We start from the raw sequence: 17,918 nt of genomic DNA, 5'->3' as shown, positions 1-17,918 counted from the left end.
CGTCGATTTCAAAGAAGATCTGCAATGCTGGGAATTATCCGCGCTTATTGGCCTCGGTTAAGCGATGCCATCGAGACATTTTCGAGATCTGCGCGGCGATCGCGTCTTCGAGAGAAAGCAGTATGATGAAGACAAACTTTGCCCGATCGAAGAAGTCGCACCGCCCTCCGGCTCGGGCGCGATCGAATCGGTCAGGCGCTCCAACCCTGGAACGCACGCCTCTTTGCGTTCACCTCCGTTCTTCGATCTTGGATCGTTATGAGTCCTACCCCCAGTCAATTACTCGAACAGGCGAAACAGGGCGATCCCAAGGCGATCGCCGCACTGATGAACCGTTCGACCCAACCGAAAGGAATTTCGGTTAAAGCCACTCTCAAAGATCGCTGTTTGCAAGTTCTTCTCGAAGGGGAAAACGCCCCCAGCCAAAAGAACAGCGTGGGCTTCGTGCGAGAGGGAATGCTCAAACTCGATATCGATTCGATCGATCGGGTGCGGGTTTACGGCCGCCAAGTGGGTCGCGAAACGCCAGTTTGGCAAGAGGAAATCGTCCTGAAAACTCCCTCGCCGGAAGCCCCTCCCCCGTCAACGCCTCCAGAACTCTCTCATCGAGCGGTTCCCCTTGACGAACTGGCCGATGAAAATCTCCTTCCCAACGATCTCCTCGAAGGCTATTACAAGGAAGGGGAGGAACCGTTAGAGGACGCCGACGAGTTTCCCGAACCGCCGCCGGAAGCGGAAGCCTTCCTCAACGACGACGTCGGAGACGAATACGCTGAGGACGAGGACAGTTACGAAGATTACGAAGAAGGAGATTACGAAGAAGGAGATTACGAAGAAGGAGATTACGAAGAAGGAGATTACGAGGAAGGCGGTGAGGAAGAGGACGCCGAAGAAATGGCATCTCAACCGAAAAAGAAATCCTCTTTAGTGGGATTAATCGTTCTCCTGGTTCTGGTGGTTCTCGCCGGTGGCGGCTATTATCTCTACACCACGAAACCGGAACTGTTCTCGGCGATTCCCTTCCTCAATCCGGGGAACGGAACTGAAGGGGAGGAAGCGACGCCCGAAGCTGCACCGACGACGCCCACGGAGGAGGCTCCAGAAGCAGATGCGACGGAAGCTCCAGATCCCTTTGGAGAAGCGGTGAACGCAGCGATCGCCGCAGCCGAAAGCGCCCAAACCGCTTCGACGCCCCAACAGTGGCAACAGGTGGCGGATAACTGGCAGACGGCCATCGATAAGATGAAAGCGGTGCCAGAAGACCATCCGAAATACGACGTCGCCCAGCAAAAGGCTCAGGACTATCAAAAAAATTTAGATTACGCGCGACAACAAGCGCAGTAAGTTTTGGTTTGGTTTTGGTTTTATCGACCCTCGAGAGGGACAAACATGACTGAGAAACGTTCTTACCATTGGCTCGATACAGTGGAGGGATTGTCCCTCGTGGGGGCAGTTTTGGGAACCGGTGCTGGATTTGTCTTCCAACAGGTGATGTACGCTTCGGCACCGGTGACGCTGGCGTTGGTGATGAATTTCGTCAACCGCCAACGACATCACCAGCAAATGCAGCAACAGACGATCGATCGCATCGCCAACGCGCGACTCGAAGTCGAACGTCAAGTGGAACTGCAAGTGCAAGATTTGCGGGAGGAAACCCTCTCCCGAGAACAACAACAGCCCACGGCGGTCGCCGCTTTCGATATCGCACCGCTGGAAAATCAGGTACAAGCGTTACAAGCTCACGTCCAACAGCCGATGGCCGCCGTGTCGAGCTTGGAAGGGCAAATGAAAGATCTCGCGGCGCAAATCGCTGCCATCGCCGCCCAAAGCGGAGGCCACCTCGGCAATAACTTGAATAACGTGGCGGTGGAAATTCCCCCCCTCTCGCCGACGAACGACGCCACCGCCGAACGCACGAATCAGTTTTGGCAACAGTACGAGTCGGGAGAGCGATCGTTTGTGGGGATAAATTTAGCTGGGGCTGATTTGACGGAACCGGAAATTTATCTCGACGGAATCGATTTCAGTAACGCCAATCTGGAAGCGGCGGTGTTGACGGCGATGAATTTGGGCGCGACGACTTTCGCCGGGGCGAACCTGAAAGGGGCGCAATTGGATAACGTCAACTTCGCTCGGGCGAATTTGGTGGGGGCGAACCTGGTCGATGCCAATTTGCGGGGGGCGAACCTACGGGGGGCGAACCTGAACGGGGCGGATTTACAAGGGGCTGACCTGGCTTATGCCGATTTGACACAAGCGAGGCTGGATGGGGCTAAGTTGGATAACGCGAACTTTTTCCGCACTCGCCAGGTGGGTACGGAAATGCCGATGGTTCCGGTTAGGGTCGGCGGCGTCTGAAGCCTTTTTGAGAAAGTGCTTTTTGGAGCTTTTCAGGAAAAGGGGTCGAGAGATGGTGCCGTCTCGAAGAGGAGAGTTCGCCATTCCCGCACGACGACGGGGGGAACGGGGATTTCGACGGGGCGGCGATCGTTGATGAGAGAGAAGGATAGTCGCATGGCGGTATCGGCGCTGAGCTGGCGGGCGATGGACTCGAAGTCGTATTGGGCGATGTTGGCCGGGAGCGGTTCTTGGGTTAAGGCCGAAGCCGATCGATCGATCGCCTCCCAGGATTGACCCGTCGCCGCTTCGAGCTGTAACGGGGTCTCGCGATCGATCCGCCGACCGGGAAAGCCCACCACCCGCAGATAAATCCCTCGCACCCCCCTCGGAGTCAGACGCTCGAACAGTACCAGTTGCCAACTGCCATCGCGCGTATCTCGCAGGCTTTGCAGCGATCGCACCACCACGTCGCCGTTGGCGGGGTCGGGGTAAGTGTCGATGTTCGCGCGGGCCGGGAGCGCCACGCCCCACCACAGCCCCAAACAGCACAGCAGCAACGCCAGCAGACGCCGGAGGGAGAAACTTAGAGAAAAGGGGAACCTTCGAGAGCTTTGGCGGAGATCGGACATGGTTTTCTCGCAGCAGTGCTTTTTGACGGAATTCACGAGGGATCGATCTTGTTAAACCTAGTTTTTATAGGGGTTTCAGCCGTCGATCGAATCTTGACACCCTCGATCTCGATCGGTTATGGATCGGTAGACGACAGGCATGACGACCGAACGAGATCGCAGAATTTTCCATTAACTCGATCCAGACAGACTCAGTCGATCGTAGTAAAATAGTAGGATACTTCCTGCAAAACTCGAGCAGGCAAACGCGCCGCGATACCCCGCTCGCTTGGCGCGATCGCGCGAGGGACACCTCGCCTAACCCCGGCAGAGATAACATTCCGTTAACCTGTCGGTGATACTCTGAAGCGTACCCTGAGTACAGCTAGGTGCCATTACGGTGGTTCTCTCTAGAACTGTAGCCTAGAGTCCGCAAAAGAGTTCGCCTTCGAGAATTTGTCAACTTTTGCAGAACGTTCACAGGTGTGAGAGTGAAAGAACGAACGAATCAAACCATTTTGAGATCCTTCCTGCGAGTCTCCCCTCTTCTCGTAGGACTCGTGTCTCTGGCGTGGGCAACCGATGCCTCCGCTAAAGAAGCCACCGCCGCACGCAGCGAAAAATCCGCTCCGGTGCTGTCGGCTTCTAAAGGTCTCAACGAAGTCAGCGACCTCGAGACCTCGCAACAACTGGCGCAGACCGTGACTGTGGACGAACTGTCCGCCTACGAACTGCGCGAAAGCCTCGACCAAGTGACCTCGGTGTCCCAACTGTCCGACGTGCAACCGACGGACTGGGCTTTCCAAGCACTGCAATCGCTGGTAGAACGCTACGGTTGTATCGCCGGTTATCCCGATGGGACTTATCGCGGTAACAACTTCATGACCCGTTACGAATTCGCTGCGGGTGTGAACGCTTGTTTAGACCAAATCGTCGCCCTCATCGGTGGCGGTGAAACCATCGACCCCGCCGACTTGGCCACCGTCCGCCGCCTGCAAGAAGAATTTGCCGCCGAACTGGCAGCCCTGCGCGGACGGGTTGATGGCTTAGAAGCTCGCGTGGCCGAACTGGAAGCCAACCAGTTCTCCACCACCACTAAACTCAGCGGTGAAGTCATCTTCTCCCTCAACGACACTTTCGGTGAGTTTGTTGACTTCGACGAGGATAACGACGGCGACGACCCGACGCAAACTAACTTCCACTATCGGGCAACGCTGAACTTCGATACCAGCTTTACCGGGCGCGATCGCTTGCGCACTCGCTTGCGGGCAGGAAACGCCACCGCCTTCAATGCTGGCGTCACGGGGACGGACATGACCCGTCTCTACGACGAAACCAATAGCGATAACGCGATGAGGATCGACGACTTCTCCTATCGCTTCCCGGTGGGAGATAACTTCCGCGTCTGGCTCCTGGCTCACAGCAACGAAGCCTACGATTTCGCGAACATGTTGTCTCCCCAAGAAAGCGACGGCAGCGGTTCGATTTCTCGCTTCGGTCGTTTCAACCCCCTCTTTCGCCAACCGGGGGGCGCAGGTTTGGCCGTGCAGGGTGACTTCGGCGACCTGCACATGGATGTCATGTATTTGGCGGACAACGCCAACGATCCGTCTCTCAAGAACGGTCTGTTCAACGGCCAACATTCGGCCATGGCTAACTTGACCTACAATCTCGGCGAGCGTATGGCTCTGGGTCTGACCTACTCTCGCTATTACGCCCCGGCGGGTGAGGTCAACTTTACTGGAAGCACCGGAAGCGACCTGGCACAAAGTCCCTTTGGCGATTCTGTAGCCGCTTCGTCCGACTCTCTCGGCGCTCAGTTCCTCGTGGGTCTGGGGCCGGTCGATTTGACGGGTTGGTTCGGCTATAGCTGGGCCCGTGCGGAAAGCGACGGCAACGGCTTTGAGGAAGACGATAAAGCGGACCTCATTAACTACGCTCTGGCGCTGACCGCTCCCGACCTCGGTGGCGAAGGCAACTTGGCCGGTCTCGTGGTTGGCGTTCCGCCTCAAGCGACTCGCATTGAGCGAGCTGACCCGACCTTGGTGGCAGGGGAAGACGACGATACTTCCCTGCACATCGAGGCATTCTATCGCTACGCTCTGACGGATAATATCCTGATCACCCCCGGTTTCTTTGTCATCACTTCTCCGGAACACAATGACAACAACGATGCTCATTGGGTGGCGACCCTCCGGACGACCTTCAAGTTCTAGATTTTGGGTTTAGAACTTCGGTTGAAAACGGTTTGATGAAAACCCCGGTATCCTCGAGATACCGGGGTTTTGAATTTTGATGGGTCGATACTGTTGACAAATTATAGTTTTTATGATATATGTTTCGTGGCGTTCTGACCGATTCAGGCAAGATCCCCGGAATCTTGGAGATGCCGGGGATCTCGAAAGAGATCTCGAAAGATGCTGAGGGTCTGGGGAGTCATCCACAACCCCTGACGGTTAGGGGGTTTCGGGGGACGATCGCGCCTCATCCTCTGGGTCTTCTGCCGCGACCTCGGAGGAATCTGAAACAGCGGCATCGGAAACCGCAAAGTTTTTCAATTTCGAGTGCAGTGGAGATCGTTCCACCGAGGGGGTAAAGCGATCGATCTGCGGTTGCGGAGCCAAAGAAGGGGTTTGAGTTGGCGTCTCTTCAGAGTCCTGCGTTTCCGATTCGACTTCCTCAGCCGTGGGAATTTCAGGGGTTTCTTGCGGCGGTTTCGGCATTCCCGGGAGTCGATCGCACACCAACCGCTCGAATTCGTAACTGTAATGTTGAAAAGGACGGTCTCGCCGCAACCACAGTTGCAACAGGTGTTCGACGGAAATTCCCTTATATCGACCTTGATAGAGAGCTTCCAACACTGACAAACGCAGCCACGCCGCCGGAACGCGATCGAGCCATCGATCGACAAATCCCTCGGCCGTTTCTCCCGAGAGGTCGAAACTGTAGTAGTTCAACAAAGCAATCGCCTCGATCGCCGCAGTATCGCGCGTCATATTATTTAAAGACGATTTGTTTAAGACGATGTAGGATTTCCCGAAACCGCGATCGCGCACCCCACACCTCTTCGATCCTATCGATCGCAGCGCAGTCCGCCCGTAACCTCACAGGTTTCCGTATCGCTGAAGGCGCCCGTGTTGCCGTTCCAGTCGAAATCGCTAATGCGGAACGTCAGCGAACCGATTTCTCGTTCCGGGTTGACCAGTAGGATAATGCCGTGAGTGCGGCGACTGTACTCCAATACTAAATTCGTACTAAAGTTTTCCCCCGAATCCAAGTTGACCGATGCTTGCACCCCGAACCGGAACGGCCCCACCAGTTGTTGAGTAAAGCCAAACCGCAACACGCGGCGGTCGGCCACGCGATCGAAATAAAAGGGCGACTCACCCTCTTGCAGGGTTTCAGAATACTCTAGATTAAACGCCGTGTAATCGAGGAAATTTCTCGAAAAATGTCCGAACTGCGCCTCCAATCCCGCCGTCCCTCGTAACGAAACCTCCGAATCGCCGTTACTGTAAAACCCTCCAATACCTCGCGCCCCCACATAAAAGCGCACGAAGGGAATCACCGGAACCGGAGAAAACCGCAACCCTTCCTCCGCCGTAGCCGGAAGTGCCTCCCCCTGCCACAGCGTAAAGCCGCGACGGGCGACGAAACTGCCCTGAAACCGCGTCAGCGTCGCCCGGTTGTTGTCCCGAATCGGTTCGAGTAAATCCAAATCGTCCGTATCCGCCTCCACCCGGTTGACCCCTAACTGATATTCCAGGTCGATACCCGTCCGTCCCAAAATCAACCGAGGCGAAGTCAGAACAACCCCGACACTACTGTGAACCGTTTGAAAACCCAACGACCCGTTAAACAAACGGTTGCGGAAACTGTACTCCCCCGTGAGGGTGTGGTTTGCCACTTTCTGAGACAGGCGGGCGCTGGCCCGCAGGTCGTCGTCCGGGTCGAAGTCGCCGCCGAAATCCAAACTCGTCAAACTTCCCTCAGCCCGCAGCGTCGTCGTCGGTGAAATAATTGACTGGAAGCGAAACAAGCTGCCGAACTGGTCGAGGTCCAGTAAATTCCGCTCGTCGTATCCCTGCTGTACGAAGTATTGCGGGGCGACGCGCAGGGAGAAACGGGGCGTATTGACGATGCTAAAGCTGCGTTGGATGAAAAACCCGCCGCGATCTTCGCGATCGAACCCGAATTCTAAAAACGGTTCCTGGCGTTCCCGGCGATCGATGACGTAGCGGCGTTTGAGAATCGGTAGCGAAAAGCCGTCGTCGAACACCAATCGGGGGCGACTCAACAGCAACTCGTCCCGCAGGGGATCGATGGGAGTCAGGGTCGCGCGTTCAGCCCGAATCTCCAATTCCGGCGGCGAAAAGGGATCGTTGGTAATGCGAACTCCCGTTCCTTCCCAACCGTCCGGCGTAAACTCCACCTGTTCCGCCTCGAACCGGAAACTGTTAATCGTCCCGCCGCCAGCGGCGTCTTGATAGCCCCGTCCAGCCCCCACGCCGATTTGAACCGCTCCCCCTTGCGCCACGTTCAGGGGTTGTTCTTCGGCGATGCGATCGCTCTGAGGCGCGTCCGACAGCCCTCGCGCCCCGATATCTACCGGAAGTAACGTATTGACAGAAGGAACCGCAGTCGGGGCGGTTTGGGGCGTCGCCCCCTGGGCCCGAGTCAAACTGCTGATTTCCCCTCGCGCCTGTTCGATCGTGCCGATTTCCTGCACGAAGTTGTAGCGAAACAACTCCCCGCGCAACACCTGTCCCGGCTGCGTCAGGGCGACGTTTCCTTCCGCCCTCGCCATGCGCGTGAGTAAGTTCACTTGCAGCCAGTCCGCATCGATAACCGTGTTGCGGTAGCGCATGACCACGTTTCCTCGGGCGGTGAAAATTTGGCGATCGTCGTCAAATTCCTGATAGTCTGCGGTGACTTCGATGGGGGTTTCCAGTTCCAAGGGTTCCTGCAAACTCGAACCGTCTACCGTTGGGGGGTTGGGTTGTTTGGCGGGAGGCGTTTCGCCTTCAACTTCGATTTCGTCGTCTTCGAGGTTCTCGTCCGTCTCGGCGTCCTCCGTTTCCCCGTCGTCAAGGTCGAGATTTGGGGAAATGTCCTCAAGGTCGATTTCCTCCTCAAGTTCCCCCTCCTCAAGTTCCCCCTCGTCAATTTCGAGATCCTCAATTGCTTCGTTGTCGAGATCGGGCGTTCTCTCGTCGAACTCGATTTCGGGAAACGATTCCGGTTCCTCTTCCGGAGAAATGCGGTTTTCGATCGATTCCAACGCTGCCATCCGCCTCGCTTTATCTTGCCATCGCGGCGGCGGCAGCAGTTCGTTGGCACTCGGTGCCACCCAACCCATCTCGGGAGACAGGGGATCGGGACGAAATCCCGAAGGAGGGGCGATCGACTCCGGCGGAGACACCGACGGCGCTTGACCGTTTTCCGGCGAGTTGACCGCGCGATCGAGGGGATGGGAAGAAAACTCAAACTCGGGTTCCGCCAACTGCTTCGACGGAACCACCTTCACGATCGGTGGCGGTTCGGGAGGCTGCACCGGGTAGGTCATCGTTTAACGAAATATGGGCGACGGGAAAGGTTGAGACGAGGCGCGATCGAACAGAGTACTCCCCCTCGACCGCACATAGCAAGCGGGGGTACGGCAAACCGCCCCCCGCCTGGTTTTCGATCGAGTGGTGCCGACTTCGACTTTACTCGAAATCCCGACGGCCGGGGTTCCGAGACGGGTCGTTGGACAAAAATCCAAAGATAAACAGAAGTACGAAAAAGGCAACGACGATGTAAACGGTGATTTTAAGGGCTAACATTCTCGATTACTCCAGTCTGTTGAAAAAAGCTTCAATGCGTTGGCGATGCTAGCAGTTGGCTGCGATGGCAAAACCCAACCGACTCCATATTTTGGCATTTTCTCCCGGCAAATCAAAGCTGATTTTGGGAAAGTCTTGACCCGTTCGATCGCAGGGTTTCCCGTCACGAGCCGTTCACCATACCGCGCGAGCGACAATTGAGTACTCCGATTCTACCATTATCTTTACAGGCTTTCTGAAGTGGAGATCGGCCGGTGCATTTCCAAGAAAGCCAAAATCTCCATCGAGAGAAACCCGGTCTCCGGAACCTCCTCCGTTTCGGATATCCCGTCTCTTAGAGAGACCGGGTTTCGATCGGCTAAATTCCCGCCAGACTCTCCGAGTTGCGATACCATGCACGAAGGTTTTTCCCAAGGTCGATCGAAAAAAGGTCAATCGAATGTCCCGTCCCGTCCTCTACGTTGCCGTCACCAACCACGGATTCGGTCACGCCGTCCGCGCCGCCTCCGTCGTCGCCGAAATCCAACGCCTCAACCCGGAGATTCTCGTGGCGATGGTGACGACTGCCCCCCGCTGGTTACTCGAATCCTATATTGACGGAGAATTTCTCTATCGTCCCCGCGCCCTGGACGTGGGGGTGGTGCAATCGGACAGCATCACCACCGATCGCCACGCCACCCTCGAGAAACTGCGAGACATCCAACGGCGCCAAAACGACCTCATCGCCGCCGAAGTCAACTTCATCCGCCTCAACCGCGTGGGACTCGTCCTCGCCGACATTCCGCCTCTGGCTGCCCCCATCGCCCAAACCGCCGGAATTCCGGGCTGGATGATGAGTAACTTCGGCTGGGATTTCATCTATCGCGACTGGGGCGGCGAATTCCTCGAAGTTGCCGACTGGATTGGCGAGTGTTTTCAACAGTGCGATCGACTGTTTCGCTTGCCGATGCACGAATCTCTCGCCGCTTTTCCCCACATCACCGATGCCGGACTGACCGGAGGAACGCCCCGCTACAGCATCGACGAACTGCGTCAGTTACTCGGCATCACCGCCCCGCGCGATCGCACCGTCTTACTTAGTTTCGGCGGCTTGGGACTGCAAAAAATCCCCTACGACACCCTCAACGACTTTCCCGAGTGGCAGTTTCTCAGCTTCGACCTCAACGCCCCGGAATTGCCCAATCTCGTCAACGTCCTGCACCTAGAACGTCAAGGAAAACTGCCCCGCCACCTGCGTCCAGTGGACGTGATGCCCCTGTGCGATCGCGTCGTCTCCAAACCCGGTTACAGCACCTTTGCCGAAGCCATGCGCCTCGACCTTCCCATCGTCACCATCACCCGCGACGGCTTCGCTGAAACCCCCCTTCTCCTCGAGGGCTTAAAAAACTGCGCCCGCCATCAAATTATTTCCCCGACGGACTTTCTGGCAGGACACTGGGACTTTTTACGCCAACCCGTCGAACCGCCAAAAACGCCCCATCGCTTCGCCACCGACGGCAACGAAACCATTGCCCGGGCGGTGGTTGAATATTTCGATCGCGCGTCCTAACCTTAAAGCAAGGTTTCAAACTCCATCCTTATTTTCCACAGCGGTTTCTCCCAACTTTGCATCCCCTGAACCATCGGGGATATGCCTCCGTGGTGAAACCGTTAATCGCACCCTGAAAATTACCATGCCAACTGCAACGCAACACTATCAAAAATCCCTGCAAATTAAAACAGCAGGAAAATCCCTACAAAAAATCACCTCGCAAGTACAGAACATCGTGAAAGAATCGGGCATCGACACCGGACTCTGCACGATTTTTCTGCGCCACACTTCCGCCAGTTTAATTATCCAAGAAAACGCCGACCCCGACGTTTTGCGGGATTTAGAAAACTTTTTCTCAAAACTGGTTCCCGAAGACGGGCATTACATCCACAGTACCGAAGGACCCGACGATATGCCCGCCCACATCCGCACCGCCATTACCCACACTTCCGAACAAATTCCCGTTTCCAGAGGTCGATTAGTCTTAGGAACCTGGCAAGGGATTTACATTTGGGAACACCGCAGTTTTTCCCACAATCGAGAACTGGTGGTACATATCAGCGGAACCTAGACCGTTCTTTTTGGGTCTTCGGAGTTTGAGGTGATGCGACCCTACCCAGATTTTGTATTTAAATTAACAAATGACACCGTAATCTCAGAAGACCCTTCTTTTTCTCGATCGCCCTCATTCTGAGTCGTCTCTTCACTCCCCCCAGTCTCTTCGAGATGCTGGGGGTTTGACTGCGCCAAACCTCTCGGTCTTCTCTGTATTTCTGTAGTAAACACTGCCTTATTCCTCACTCTCCTCCTCAGACTTTGTCTCTCCACTCTTTTCTAAACCCAACCATTTAGAAATCCGATTCCATAGCGTTTTCGGACGACCGCGATGTTGGATCGATCGCTTTTCTAAATATTGACGTTGGCGCTTTTCCAACGGCGTCGGATGTATCCAAATCGATCGCGTTTTGTCCAAATTATCTTCCGTCAAACTTTTCGGTTTTATATCGTCCGGTTGACTTTTATCGTTCCACCCCGAAACCGTGACACTTCCCGAAATTCCCCCGGCGATCGCTAATAGAATACTGAGTAACGAATCGTAGCCAAGGAGAAGAAAAATCACGAGAAACGCCGAACCAAATTGAATGGCAAGAGTGAGGTCGGACTTGGACATCCTTCGTGGGGGGCTAAAACCTGAATTTTTTTGTTAATAATTAATATATATATTGGACATAACAACAAAATGTATGCTATAATAGCATCAATACTATATAAATAAATTCTTTAGCTTTTTTTAATCGCACCCCTCAACACTCAAAGTTATATTAGAACTGTAAAAAATACCAAAAAAATGAGGGGTTTAACATGGAAGGTACGATTGGTGAAATCCGGCTGTTTGCTGGCAACTTTGCCCCTCGCAATTGGGCGTTTTGCCAAGGACAACTGTTGCCGATTCACGGAAACGAAGCCCTGTTTAGCATTCTTGGGATGAAGTACGGGGGAGACGGACACACGGAGTTTGCGTTACCGAACATTCGTCCGGTGTTGGGCGCCGATACGGGAACCCCTTACGACGACCTCAACTATATTATCTGTCTGCAAGGAATGTATCCGATGCGCCCGTAAAAGGTGGTAGGGGCGAGGGGCGTTTTTCAGGGAAGAGTTGAGGTTCTCCCCATCTCATCATCTCATCATCCCACGATCTCCCCATCTCCCCATATCTCTTCGAGATCCCCTGTGGTGTCGATTTCCACAACCTTGGCTTTCTCGGCTTCCGTAAACCCCTCCGCTTTCGCCTGTTGACTGGCGAGTAAATCGGCGGTAGCGTCGGCGATGTCTCCCGTGCGGCGATCGAGTCGATCGCGCAACACAGACATCGGTGCAGTACAGTGGAGAATCTGCACCGGAAGCGAAGCGGCTTCGGCACGATCGAACACCATCTTTCGCCATTCTCGGCGATCGTACTTCGCGTCTAAAATCACCGTCCATCCCAACTTCGCCAACATCGCCCCCAACTCCGCGAGTCGATCGTAAGTGCGGCGACTCATATCCGCCGTATAAATCTCGTCGCTTCCCCGTTCGTCGAGGGGAATTCCCGCCAAATGCTTGCGAACCGCGTCCGATCGCACCTGAATCGCCCCCAAACGACGGGCGACTTCGCCGGCGGTGGTACTTTTTCCCGAACCCGACAATCCTGACATCATTAAAATTTTCCCCGAATGGGATTGCGTGTACTTCCACGCCAAACGGTAATACTCAGATGCGGTTTTCGCGGCGTTGGCTTTTTCTGCTTCCGATACTGCTTCGTCGTCGAGGAGAAACGAGGTGACTTTCGCCCGCACGTAAGCCTGACGGCTCAGGTACAAGGGTAACACCCGCAAACCCTCCCAATCTCCCGTGCGTTCGATGTAGGTGTTGAGAAACGCATTTCCGAGATCTCCCCTTCCCCTGGCTTCGCAATCCATGACGGTAAACGCCACGTCGTACATGACATCAACGAAGCGAAAGGGTTTGTTGAATTCGATGCAATCGAAAAGTAAGATTTGATCGCCATCGAGGGCGATGTTGCGAAGATGTAAATCGCCGTGACACTCGCGAATTTTGCGCTGGCGAACCCGCGATTCGAACCAATCTCGATGGCGATCGAAGGTGCGATCGCTGTAGGCTTTAGTTTCCTCGAACTGTCGCCGCGTCTGAACTCGCCCGATATAGTTTTCCGTATAGCGATAGTTATCGTCGATAGCTTGTCGAATTTGTTCGACAGTACCAAATTCGAGAATTTCTTCGTTGGTGGGGGCGTTGGCGTGGTAGTCGGCGACGATGCTCCCCAAGCGTTCCATCAAAGCGTCCGTAAGTTCCCCGCGATCGAGCAAATCCACGAACAGACAGTTGGGAGGAAACTGCTTCATCTTCAACGCATATTCGACGATTTCGCCCTCCTCTGGCGATTTCTCGGCTAATTTATCGCCCAAAACGAATCGATCGCCCTTTTGAACAATCCTCAGTACGTTTAAATAGATTCCCGGCGCCCCCCGTTGGTTCATCCGCAGTTCCTCATAACAGAAATGTCGGCGTTTCTCGAGCGTCGAGTAATCGAGAAAGCCGAAATCGACGGGTTTCTTGAGCTTGTAGACGAACTCTCCCGTCAGCAACACGAAAGAGACGTGGGTTTGAACCAGTTCGATATCTTGCGTCACCGGATGGGGGTAAAATTCCGGTTTCAGCATTTGTTGGATGAGCGGAGGGAGAAAAGTAGACATAATCGTTAATAGAGCAGCAGAGCTTCCGCAGCAGGGGAGACGGGGAGACAAGGAGACCAAGAAGCAAAGGCGAAACGGTCAACCGTCAACTGTCCTCGCTGTTGACGCATTCGACTCGAAAGCCAAATGCCCAGAGGTCGATATCTCTCCAAGCCCTACCGTACAGTGGAGTTCAAAATCCTGAGTCTCCGTACTTGACGCTTGAAGTTTTTACCCACACGAGCTATTTTCCGCGTGGAACCCCATAACTTCAGTTTTCAAGGTTCTCATCTTTCGATGCCAGGTTTTTTGTGAGGTTAGTATCGAAACTTAAGAGTTTCAACGCGTTCGTCCCCCGCTTAAAAGACGTGGGCTTTGCTCCCTCTTCTGTAATCCGTCTCGTCTGTTAATGTGACGTTCTCCGGCTTCTCTAGGCGCGTGTTGCGGCGTTCGCCGAATTCGGCGCCCTTCCCTGTAACATCAAACTCGTCCGAATCGGTGAGTTTCAGGTTAGTACAAGGCCATCGTCAACTTACGGCGATATTCCTGAGTTAAGGGATGGTCGTTTCCGAGTAGGTTGAAGATGGCGATGGTGGCTTTGCGGGCGCCGTCGTCTTGGTAGCCGCGATCGCGTCCCACGATATCGATGAAGCTGTTGAGGGCGGCTTCGTAGTTTCCCGAGATGGTTTCGCAGCAGGCGCGGGAAAAGTCTCGATCGAGTTCGCTGTCTCCGAGGGGTCGATCGCACTGGCTTTTGAAGGTAATCAAAGCGCGAACCGCCTCCACTTGGGGCGCGTATTGGCGATCGCTGGCGGGAACGTCCGCGAGTTTAGCTTCGGCTTTCTCGAATTCGCCGAGACTGACGTAGAATTTCGCCGCGTCGAGGGACAGTTGCGGGTGATCGGGGTAGGCTTCGCACAAAGCGAGGAGTTTAGATTCGGCGCTTTCGAGATCGCCAGAATCCATCGCGTGTTTTACGGCGTCCATGCGATCGTCGAGTTCGGAACGGATCTGACATTTCGCCAACAGATCTCGCAGTTGCGGTTCGGGAAGGGCGCCGACAAAGCCATCGACAACTTCTCCGTCGCGGAAAATCTTCACGTCGGGAATCCCTTGTACGCCGTAGGCTTGGGGAACGTAGGGGTTTTCGTCCGTGTTGACTTTGGCGACGACGCAATCGTACTCTTTCGCCACCTGTTCTAAGATGGGTTTGAGCATTTGGCAGGGGCCGCACCAGGTGGCGTAAAAATCCACGATGACGGGAGTTTCGCGGGATTTTTCGAGAACTTCTTCTTCAAAGTTGTGGTCGTAGACTTCGAGGGAGTATCCCATATCGATTCAATACCTCACTAGAACGCGAGATCGGTCTGTCGGTTCGGTCGGTCTGTCGGTGTTCGGGAATTGTTGCACACCGATCGCTTTTCAGCGTGACCTTATCAATTATGCAGTTTTATGGGAATCGGGGAAGTGGGGAACACCGTCGATCGATCCCCTTCAAAATGTTCTCACCACAGAGACACAGAGGACACAGAGCGGTTTTCACGGAGAGTTGGAATCCCACCCAATTCCAAAAACCCAACAATAAAAACCAACAATAAAAAAAGAGGCAGGCCATCGCCTACCTCTTTTTTTTAGGCTCCCCAGGCCGGATTCGAACCAGCGACCAATCGGTTAACAGCCGACCGCTCTACCGCTGAGCTACTGAGGAACGCCTTTGCTTGACGCAGGATCTATATTAACCAAACCTATCGGGATTTGGCAAGGGGGTTTGGAAAATTTTTTGGAAAATTTGGCAATTCCGAGAACGAGCTTCCCGTCAAAAACGGCTAAACCCCCGTAGCGGTGGGGTTTCAGATTCCTCGTCTCAGTTGTGCCAGTCGTTGTTGCGCCACAGGATCGAGGCGACTCGAGAGAAAACGGCGGCTCGATCGCTTCGGCGACGTCCGCTGTCGTTGTCTGACGTTAACGGTGGTGGCTCTGACTTCACGATCGAGCTGTTCGGCGGACATCCACTCGGCGCCGTAGCCCACTACCGTTAACTGTTGAGCGCGATCGGAGGTGGCGACGATGGTGCGATAACCGAGGGGATGAGCTTGACGCTGGCGTACCGCGCAGTTTTTCTCGATGAAGGTATCGGCGGTTTGGTCGAAATCCGTGTAGTGAATGCAGAGGTTGCGGGAGACGGTTTCGCGACATCCCCGAGAATTGCGATATTGCGCGTCGAAGACGATGCAGGTTTCAAACCCTTTATAGGCGCTGTAGTTGACCAAGGTTTCAACTAAGGCTCTACGAGCGGGTTCTAAGCCGTCTCGATTGCGGATTTGGCGCAGGTGCGACCAGATCCCGATGATGTTATAGCCGTCTACGAATAAGGTGACGAAAGGGGAGGTGGGTGACATGGATTCAAACTCTACAATTTCTTAATTTTCGACAGTGGGATACTTTGTTATAGTCATCCCGTCTGACTATTGTAAAGTTTTATCGCACTGCTCCCCTGCCATCGGAAATCGTCATCTTGGGCTTCAGCCGTTGACAAAACGATGTTTGAGCCGTTGGGGATCGCCGCGATCGACCGCTTTTCCCCCTTCGAGCAAAATGGCGCCGTCGCAGTAATCCAATTCGTCGAGACGGTGCGTCACCCACAAGGCTGTCATCTGACGCTGTTTGACCAGTTGTTTGACTTGCACCACCAAATCGATTTGACTGTCGGGATCGAGCAGTGCTGTCGGTTCGTCAAGCAGGAGAATATCGCAGTGACGGGCGATCGCTCCCGCAATGGCCACCCGCTGCTTTTGTCCGCCGCTGAGGGCGTAAATCGGCCGTTGCTGCAACCCGTCTAAATTGACCACCGACAAAGCTTCCGCCACCCGCTGGCGCACCTGAGACACGGGCAACTGCTCTTCTACGAGTCCGAAGGCCACGTCTGCCCCCACCGTGGGCATGACGAGTTGGTGGTCGGGATTTTGAAAGACGAACCCGACTTGTCCGTGGAGGCGCACCGTTCCCGACTGACTCGGCAGCAAGCCGGCCAAAATCCGCAAAAGGGTTGATTTGCCGCTTCCGTTGGTTCCCAAGAGCATCCAAAACTCTCCCGGCGGCACGTCTAGGGAACAATCCTTTAATACAGACGTGCCGTCGGGCCATTGAAACGACAAATCCCGCACTTCAACGGCGGGATCGGTCTGGGAGCGATCGAGCGTCATTAAGCTTCGCTGGCGATGAAGAATCCCGGTTGGCGTCCGTCGGAGGCGGCGCCTTTTTGGGACATCTGCACGGCAATCAACTCGCTGGTAGAGATACAGATGGTTTTGGCTTTGTCCGATTTGTCCTCGCTGATAAATTCCATCACCTTGGGTTCGCCGGAGTTCATGGCGTCGCGGAACTGTTGGTACAACTGGCGGGCGTCCTCTTCCTCTTTGCGTTGGACAGAGAGAGGAACGGGCGTGTATTTCAGAATCAGATCGATCGTATACATGAAATGAGGAAACGTAGCCTATTAGCTCAACCTTCTCAGTGTAACTGCATCGATGCCTCCTCGAGGGGCGACGACCGTCTCTCAAATTATCGATCGCCGATCGGCTCTCGATAGTGGTCGATCGATTTCGTCAAAATGTGGATCTTCTCAAAAAAATGAGTAGAATAGTAAAGAAACGTAAACACGAAAAGAGTTCGCAAGCGAGGTCACGGCCCGTCTCTTTAGAGCGGGGCGGAAAAGCGACACGGCGGCTTTAGCCGCTGTATAATTCAAATAACTTAGTAAGGCCAACCATCTACGTGATGAGTCATTCCTAGTACGGAGAAACCCCGGCAACCGAAAGCGCAATATTGCATTGCGGCTCCGAGTTGCAGTAACGGCAGGATGATGAGCGTACCTAACTGGCATTGTGATGGAAGCTGCGAACGGCAACGAAAACGTAAAGGGAAGCTTCGGCAACCTGTAGAGGCGTCTTTGACTTCGCCTAAGAGTCCGGCCTGCCGGAAGTTCTGAAATCCTTTCGGGGAATCTCCGTCGCTTTAGCGCGGGGAGTAGTCAAATAGAACAAGCTGTCCGTTAATTTTGTGTAGCGGGCGCTTGAAAATAACGTTTGTACGGTCGGGCAGACTGGAACAAGCATCCCCCCCCTTGGTAAAGGGGCTTAAGGGGCGACGCCAACGCTTGGGGATATAAAAATATCTGAACATTTGACTTACCAGCTAAATGTTTCAGTCTTGTCATTTAACCAAGACTCCCACAAATTCTATTCGTGGGAGTGTCAACCGATCTGAAGCTATCATTCGGAGATTTACGAAATGACCATTGCAGTCAATCGCGTGCCAGAGCGGGGATGGTTCGACGTCCTCGACGACTGGCTCAAGCGCGATCGATTCGTCTTCGTCG

The 17,918-nt window shown here is 54.4% G+C and carries 16 protein-coding genes and 1 tRNA gene; 6 read left to right on the top strand and 11 right to left on the bottom strand.

The annotated features are described in order from the left end of the window. Positions 1 to 258 precede the first annotated feature (258 nt). Both ACP5D4_RS05020 and ACP5D4_RS05015 read left to right on the top strand, forming a co-directional pair. Positions 259 to 1,344 (top strand): hypothetical protein, encoded by a 1,086-nt coding sequence (locus ACP5D4_RS05020; protein WP_428010532.1) that lies wholly within the window; start codon positions 259 to 261, stop codon positions 1,342 to 1,344. Between the two features lie 45 nt (positions 1,345 to 1,389). Beyond that, positions 1,390 to 2,358, top strand: a complete 969-nt coding sequence (locus ACP5D4_RS05015) for a pentapeptide repeat-containing protein (RefSeq protein WP_428010531.1) — start codon at positions 1,390 to 1,392, stop codon at positions 2,356 to 2,358. Positions 2,359 to 2,390: 32 nt separating this feature from the next. Here the strand turns inward: ACP5D4_RS05015 and ACP5D4_RS05010 are convergent, their stop codons facing one another. Then, positions 2,391 to 2,969, bottom strand: a complete 579-nt coding sequence (locus ACP5D4_RS05010; RefSeq protein ID WP_428010530.1) for a DUF3122 domain-containing protein — start codon at positions 2,967 to 2,969, stop codon at positions 2,391 to 2,393. A 470-nt stretch (positions 2,970 to 3,439) separates the two neighbouring features. Between ACP5D4_RS05010 and ACP5D4_RS05005 the strand changes: the two genes are divergently transcribed. Then, entirely contained in the window at positions 3,440 to 5,164 is a 1,725-nt protein-coding gene (locus ACP5D4_RS05005) for an iron uptake porin (RefSeq protein ID WP_428010529.1), read from the top strand. A 240-nt stretch (positions 5,165 to 5,404) separates the two neighbouring features. Here ACP5D4_RS05005 and ACP5D4_RS05000 read toward each other — a convergent pair whose 3' ends face one another. From ACP5D4_RS05000 to ACP5D4_RS04990, 3 genes are all read right to left on the bottom strand, one after another. Further along, positions 5,405 to 5,944 carry a hypothetical protein gene (locus ACP5D4_RS05000; protein WP_428010528.1) on the bottom strand — a complete coding sequence of 180 codons (540 nt, stop codon included), beginning with the start codon at positions 5,942 to 5,944 and terminating at the stop codon, positions 5,405 to 5,407. Positions 5,945 to 6,021: 77 nt separating this feature from the next. Then, positions 6,022 to 8,514 (bottom strand): DUF3769 domain-containing protein, encoded by a 2,493-nt coding sequence (locus tag ACP5D4_RS04995; protein WP_428010527.1) that lies wholly within the window; start codon positions 8,512 to 8,514, stop codon positions 6,022 to 6,024. 142 nt (positions 8,515 to 8,656) lie between these two features. Beyond that, complete coding sequence (locus ACP5D4_RS04990; protein ID WP_017662665.1) at positions 8,657 to 8,773, bottom strand: photosystem II reaction center protein I; 117 nt, start codon at positions 8,771 to 8,773, stop codon at positions 8,657 to 8,659. A gap of 439 nt (positions 8,774 to 9,212) precedes the next feature. Between ACP5D4_RS04990 and ACP5D4_RS04985 the strand changes: the two genes are divergently transcribed. Continuing rightward, a complete protein-coding gene (locus tag ACP5D4_RS04985) occupies positions 9,213 to 10,322 on the top strand; it encodes a glycosyl transferase (protein ID WP_428010526.1) in 1,110 nt (369 codons plus the stop codon). Positions 10,323 to 10,446: 124 nt separating this feature from the next. After that, complete coding sequence (locus ACP5D4_RS04980) at positions 10,447 to 10,875, top strand: secondary thiamine-phosphate synthase enzyme YjbQ (RefSeq protein WP_428010525.1); 429 nt, start codon at positions 10,447 to 10,449, stop codon at positions 10,873 to 10,875. A gap of 219 nt (positions 10,876 to 11,094) precedes the next feature. On the opposite strand, the gene ACP5D4_RS04975 is transcribed toward ACP5D4_RS04980, so the two are convergent. Continuing rightward, positions 11,095 to 11,475, bottom strand: coding sequence for a hypothetical protein (locus tag ACP5D4_RS04975; protein WP_428010524.1), 381 nt, complete (start codon positions 11,473 to 11,475; stop codon positions 11,095 to 11,097). A gap of 191 nt (positions 11,476 to 11,666) precedes the next feature. Between ACP5D4_RS04975 and ACP5D4_RS04970 the strand changes: the two genes are divergently transcribed. Further along, entirely contained in the window at positions 11,667 to 11,927 is a 261-nt protein-coding gene (locus ACP5D4_RS04970) for a phage tail protein (RefSeq protein ID WP_428010523.1), read from the top strand. Positions 11,928 to 11,992: 65 nt separating this feature from the next. On the opposite strand, the gene ACP5D4_RS04965 is transcribed toward ACP5D4_RS04970, so the two are convergent. The 6 genes from ACP5D4_RS04965 to ACP5D4_RS04940 all read right to left on the bottom strand — a co-directional run bounded on the left by ACP5D4_RS04965 (position 11,993) and on the right by ACP5D4_RS04940 (position 17,015). After that, complete coding sequence (locus ACP5D4_RS04965; RefSeq protein WP_428010522.1) at positions 11,993 to 13,561, bottom strand: AAA family ATPase; 1,569 nt, start codon at positions 13,559 to 13,561, stop codon at positions 11,993 to 11,995. 489 nt (positions 13,562 to 14,050) lie between these two features. Continuing rightward, positions 14,051 to 14,872: a thioredoxin gene (trxA, locus tag ACP5D4_RS04960; protein WP_428010521.1), complete on the bottom strand. Its 822-nt coding sequence runs from the start codon at positions 14,870 to 14,872 to the stop codon at positions 14,051 to 14,053. Positions 14,873 to 15,176: 304 nt separating this feature from the next. Continuing rightward, positions 15,177 to 15,248, bottom strand: a tRNA-Asn gene (locus ACP5D4_RS04955). A gap of 142 nt (positions 15,249 to 15,390) precedes the next feature. Continuing rightward, complete coding sequence (locus tag ACP5D4_RS04950; RefSeq protein ID WP_428010520.1) at positions 15,391 to 15,939, bottom strand: NYN domain-containing protein; 549 nt, start codon at positions 15,937 to 15,939, stop codon at positions 15,391 to 15,393. A 123-nt stretch (positions 15,940 to 16,062) separates the two neighbouring features. Continuing rightward, positions 16,063 to 16,743: an energy-coupling factor ABC transporter ATP-binding protein gene (locus ACP5D4_RS04945; RefSeq protein ID WP_428010519.1), complete on the bottom strand. Its 681-nt coding sequence runs from the start codon at positions 16,741 to 16,743 to the stop codon at positions 16,063 to 16,065. Beyond that, positions 16,743 to 17,015 (bottom strand): hypothetical protein, encoded by a 273-nt coding sequence (locus ACP5D4_RS04940; RefSeq protein ID WP_428010518.1) that lies wholly within the window; start codon positions 17,013 to 17,015, stop codon positions 16,743 to 16,745. Before ACP5D4_RS04940 ends, ACP5D4_RS04945 begins: the two co-directional genes overlap by 1 nt. Between the last annotated feature and the right edge of the window lie 903 nt (positions 17,016 to 17,918).

The sequence above is a fragment of the Baaleninema sp. genome (genome assembly GCF_049974805.1).
Taxonomy (GTDB): domain Bacteria; phylum Cyanobacteriota; class Cyanobacteriia; order Cyanobacteriales; family Geitlerinemataceae; genus Baaleninema.
The sequence above is the reverse complement of the archived record's forward strand: the minus strand, read 5'-3'. Positions and strand labels throughout refer to the sequence as shown.